The 4700-nt window shown below is 47.4% G+C and carries 5 protein-coding genes and 1 pseudogene; 3 read left to right on the forward strand and 3 right to left on the reverse strand.

The annotated features are described in order from the left end of the window. Nucleotides 1-399 precede the first annotated feature (399 nt). The 3 genes from JGK39_RS32610 to hemW form a co-directional block, all read right to left on the reverse strand. Complete coding sequence (locus tag JGK39_RS32610; RefSeq protein WP_293262329.1) at nucleotides 400-666, reverse strand: DUF1830 domain-containing protein; 267 nt, start codon at nucleotides 664-666, stop codon at nucleotides 400-402. A 110-nt stretch (nucleotides 667-776) separates the two neighbouring features. Next, nucleotides 777-1037 (reverse strand): hypothetical protein, encoded by a 261-nt coding sequence (locus JGK39_RS32615; protein ID WP_293262332.1) that lies wholly within the window; start codon nucleotides 1035-1037, stop codon nucleotides 777-779. Between the two features lie 227 nt (nucleotides 1038-1264). After that, nucleotides 1265-2608 carry a radical SAM family heme chaperone HemW gene (gene hemW / locus JGK39_RS32620; protein WP_293262335.1) on the reverse strand — a complete coding sequence of 448 codons (1344 nt, stop codon included), beginning with the start codon at nucleotides 2606-2608 and terminating at the stop codon, nucleotides 1265-1267. A gap of 365 nt (nucleotides 2609-2973) precedes the next feature. On the opposite strand from hemW, the gene JGK39_RS32625 reads away from it, so the two are divergent. From JGK39_RS32625 to JGK39_RS32635, 3 genes and pseudogenes are all read left to right on the forward strand, one after another. Further along, complete coding sequence (locus JGK39_RS32625) at nucleotides 2974-4053, forward strand: PIN/TRAM domain-containing protein (RefSeq protein ID WP_293262338.1); 1080 nt, start codon at nucleotides 2974-2976, stop codon at nucleotides 4051-4053. 12 nt (nucleotides 4054-4065) lie between these two features. Further along, complete coding sequence (locus JGK39_RS32630; RefSeq protein WP_293262341.1) at nucleotides 4066-4251, forward strand: hypothetical protein; 186 nt, start codon at nucleotides 4066-4068, stop codon at nucleotides 4249-4251. A gap of 170 nt (nucleotides 4252-4421) precedes the next feature. After that, a pseudogene (locus JGK39_RS32635) lies at nucleotides 4422-4700 on the forward strand (GNAT family N-acetyltransferase); the annotation flags it as partial.

Raw genomic sequence — 4700 nt, forward strand, 5'->3', positions numbered from 1 at the left:
CACACCTGACGCACCCCCGCAATTAATGGTGCGTCAGAAGTAGGGTGCGTCAGAAGCGTATGATTTGGGCGACAAACCAACAATCTCACACCTGACGCACCCCCGGAATTAATGGTGCGTCAGAAGTAGGGTGCGTCAGCTACGATGATTTTGGGGACAAACCAACAATCTCAGGCTGACGCACGCCGGGAATTATCTTATGTCTGGTGGATTACCATAACAAAAACAGTTTGTAGTGCTCCCGAAAGTCCGCAGCATTTTCGGACTGAAGTCCGTACTACGAACACATCTTACTGCGGTTAATCGATCGGACACGATATCAATGGTGCGTCAGGTGTGAGACTTTCTGTGGCGATCGAAAATCTCACACCTGACGCACCCTACTATTTTTGATTCGGTTTAATCAGGCGCGCTTAATTCTTGAACTCGCAGCCGATCGCACAAAATTCGCTCGCACACAATAGCACCCGTCTCCGTACTCCTGCAAACTTCTAACAGAGCTTCTGGTAGCGCTTCAAACAAAAAACGTTCCCCCGGAAACACCGTCCGTTCAAAATACCAATTCGGAATATTTGTAATCCGAGCAATTTGTACTTGGTTAGTAGTATTCAGATACCAACACAAAATACGCGCATCACGTTCCGGAATTACCTGAGTAAGTGTCATATTCATGTTTTTAACTTGTTTGTGAAATTGTGCAAGCCATCTGTCACCTGCCTCTGCCTAATATATATCAGCTCGCCTGTCAAAAGCAAATTTTTACGACATTCTTTAGATTAATTAATAAATGCCCCTGGGCAAATATTGGCGCCTTCCAGGTGTTCCCAAGAAGGTGCAAAAGGCGGCATTGCTAAAGTGCAAGATTTCCATCCTCCCCGAACAGGTGCGCTTAACAATTGACAGTGACCCACTGCACCTCTTTGCATCTTGTAGTGACCGCAAAATTTACACTTAGAAGCCTGATTGCAGCCGCGATCGCTAATTGCCAGAGTGGGATTGCTGTGAATGTTGTTGCGTTCGAGAGTCAGAGTTTCCATCAAGATCTTTTTTAAATCGTCACTCTCAAGTATGACACCAGGATTTCAGTCGCCGCGTCTATCTCAAGGCTTAGTTCGCCTTTAAGTTTTGTTTAGGGATCGATATAAAACATATTATTTTTGACATTATAAACCTAGGGAGCAATTTAGTTTTCTTATTGTCCAATTGCTGGCTGTGGCTTTACGGGCGATCGCCTTAGCGCTCTGTATACTTCCTCAGACATAAGCTAATTATCCTCTCCTAACTTGCTGAACAAATCAGCTAAAATTGTATTGGAAAATAAAAAACCTTCGGGATCGCTCAACCTCAAATTTCCCGACAGCGGCAGTTTTTCACCTTCGGCTAAAGTGGCGATCGCCCCCTCAGCATTCACAATTTCCACCAATCCCTGCCGCCAGTAGGGCTGCAAACAATGCCAAATTTTATCAACCGTTTGCTGCGTAAACTTTTGAGTCAGCGCCGACAGGCTAATTCCTTCTGCTAAACGCAAACCCAGCATCAGCGTTTCTAACAAAACGTCATTGTCTGAGACTTGAAAATTAGGTTCAATTGCTGGGTGAATATCGGTTTGGGTTTCCCCTCCCAGTTGAGCGGTAGCAGCAGAAGTTGTCTCGGAAAGATTTCGCACCCACTGATAATATTCTTGAGTTTTGCGAGGTCTTGTCAACCTCCGACCTTCCACGTAACTCGCCGCCCCCATCCCCAAACCGTAGTAAGGGCGATTTTCCCAATAAACGCGGTTGTGGCGGCACTGATAACCGGGCCGAGCATAATTAGAAATTTCGTAATGTTCGTAGCCAGCATCAGTCAGAATTTCCCGCGCTAAACGGTACATAGCAGCAGCAGTTTCATCAGCAGGTAGCGGCTGCGCGCCTGCTTCAAAGTATCGCCCGAAAGCAGTTCCCTCCTCAACAATTAAGTCGTAACTCGACAGGTGGGCCGGGTTAATTTCCACCGCCGATTTTAGGGAAGCTTCCCACTGTGCTAAAGTTTGGTGCGGCAGTCCGGAAATGAGGTCTAAACTGAAACTGACAATCCCAGCCGATCGCACTATTTCTACTGCTTCAAAAATTTCGGCCACAGAGTGCGATCGCCCGCAAGCTTGCAGCAATTCATCCTGAAAAGCTTGCACTCCCAAACTAACTCGATTTACTCCCGCCGCTGCATATCCCCGCAACTGTTCTAAAGTAAAGGTTCCCGGGTCAATTTCTATAGAAATTTCCGCCCCAGCAGCAATCCCAAATTTGCCGTCGAGAGTTTCTAAAATATGGCTCAATTGACTGACAGAAAGCAGCGAAGGCGTGCCGCCACCAAAAAAAACTGTCTTTAGAGATGCGCCTAAATTTTCAGTTTCTGCAATTTCTTGACACAGGGCCGCAACGTATTGCACAATTGTGCCGGAATTCTCGCCATTTTTGCGATCGCCCACCACAAAAACCGGAAAATCGCAGTAGTAACAGCGGCGGCGACAAAAAGGTACGTGCAGGTAAGCCGAACTGGGAATGCCGGAGTTTAATGGTTGCACGCTTTTTTTGAATTCAAATGTTAAATAATCTGTGGTAGGGTTCATTACATCTTCAGCCAAAAGTGCAAGTTCAAATCTAAAGTTTTAATTAAACCGTCATGAATAATTATGTATATTGTGACATTTTCTTAGCAAGAAAGAGCCCGCTCCTTTAGTTTAACCCCGCACCGGTCGCGATCGGCAGCAATTCCCGAACAGAGCGCAGGGCGGTCAATTTCCACCTTGTGCCCGGTGGCGGCGGGGCGCGCTAAATGCTCCTGCAAGCGGGTAGCATATCCCCCAAAGGGTACAAGCGCGAAATATAAGTTTATGAAAATTTATGAGTAAAGATAGCGATATCCGATCGCAACTAAGAAAAAACGATCGGCACTGGAAAGATATAATGTAAACAAATTCATTAACCTAGAACAATGCTAGACGCAATCATAATTATCTCATTCATAATCGCAGGCGGAGGCATCGGCTATTACGGAGTCGAACTGCTACCGAACAACCTGCTGGAGCAAGTTACAAATATACAAGGTTTAAGTTCCGTGCTGGGTTCCTTTGGAGCATTAATCGGCTTCGTGCTGGGATTAGTGGCTCAAACAACGTATCGGCGCGTGGAAAAGCAAGTCCGCGATATGCCAGTGGAAATGCTGCTAACGCGGGCGATCGGCTTAATCATCGGACTGCTAGTCGCGAACTTAATGCTGGCCCCGCTGTTTTTGCTGCCAATTCCCCGCGAGTTCGGCTTCATCAAACCCCTAGTCGCAGTCTTGGGAAGCGTCATGTTCGGCTTCACAGGCGTCAGCTTGACAGACACCCACGGCCGCGCTTTCCTGCGCCTGATCAACCCCAAAAGCTTAGACACGGTGTTGGTAGCCGAAGGCACTTTCAAACCAGCATCTGCCAAAGTTGTCGATACAAGCTGCATTATTGACGGCCGGATTGAAAACCTGCTAGAAACAGGCTTCCTCGAAGGTCAAATTATCATCCCGCAATTCGTGCTCCAAGAACTGCAACTGGTAGCCGATTCCGCCAACGATCAAAAGCGAGTGCGCGGGCGCCGCGGCTTAGATGTACTCAACCGCATCCAAGAAACCTATCCAGAACGGATTCAAATTCACTCGGCCGACTACGAAGATATTGCCACAGTCGATGCCAAATTAGTCCGCTTCGCATTGGAGATCGACGGGATTTTGCTCACCAACGATTACAACTTGTCGAAAGTAGCCACCGTTCAAAAACTGCCGGTTTTGAATATCAACGATTTGACTCATGCAGTGCGCCCGACTTATTTACCGGGAGATACGATCGAACTAAAAATCCGCAAAGAAGGCAAAGAACCCTCCCAGGGAATCGGTTACTTGGATGACGGCACAATGGTAGTAGTAGAAGCAGGTAGCAGCTACGTCGGCGCCGAAGCCCGAGTCGTAGTCACCAGCGCCCTGCAAACTAGCGCGGGCCGCATGATTTTTGCCCGCCCTCAAGAGTCCGTTATTGCTTGAAACTGAGAAACAATGGCCAGAGGAATCAGAATCAAATATTGCGATCGCTGTTCCCAATCTGCCCCGACTCTCTACCGCGCCCGGTATGAAGAGTCGGGGCAGTGGTTTTTTCTGTGTCTTAAATGCTGGGAATCGGTAAGTAAAAACAATCCTTTTTACTTCTACGGCGGCACTTGGAAAGCCAGCAAGAAAAAATAATGAGCTTCTTCTTCTTCTTCTTCTTCTTCTTTTCTCTTCCTACCCTTCGGGAACGGCTTCGCCGAACGCGTGCTTCGCGTCTTCGCGGTTCAATCATATCCTAATTCCGCATTATTCCAGTAGTTCGGGAATAATTAAAATCAACCAATGCCGATCGCTATTTTCTCACAATGGCGCGATCGCTCGCCGAACCAATTCCCGCACCCGAATTTCCCGCAGATTTTGCCCTGAGGCACGTATCGGGAGAACAAGACATCCAACCTTGGGTAGAGATGTTCAACCAATCATTTATCGATCGCTGGAACCACCACGATTTAACTGCCGAAACCGTGCGATACTGGATGCAAGACGAGAATTATCAGCCGGAATTAGATTTGATTGCTGTTTCGGGCGATCGTAAATTTGCTGCATTTTGCGACTGTCAAATCAAACCCCAAAAAAACTCCCGC

This window comes from Microcoleus sp. PH2017_12_PCY_D_A, from assembly GCF_020738565.1.
Taxonomy (GTDB): Bacteria; Cyanobacteriota; Cyanobacteriia; order Cyanobacteriales; family Microcoleaceae; genus Microcoleus.

Excerpts from the sequence above, each read along its gene's own strand:
- JGK39_RS32610 (WP_293262329.1), bottom strand. The coding sequence starts at position 666 with ATGACACTTACTCAGGTAATTCCGGAACGTGATGCGCGTATTTTGTGT.
- hemW (WP_293262335.1), bottom strand. The coding sequence starts at position 2,608 with ATGAACCCTACCACAGATTATTTAACATTTGAATTCAAAAAAAGCGTG.
- JGK39_RS32615 (WP_293262332.1), bottom strand. The coding sequence starts at position 1,037 with ATGGAAACTCTGACTCTCGAACGCAACAACATTCACAGCAATCCCACT.
- JGK39_RS32625 (WP_293262338.1), top strand. The coding sequence starts at position 2,974 with ATGCTAGACGCAATCATAATTATCTCATTCATAATCGCAGGCGGAGGC.
- JGK39_RS32630 (WP_293262341.1), top strand. The coding sequence starts at position 4,066 with ATGGCCAGAGGAATCAGAATCAAATATTGCGATCGCTGTTCCCAATCT.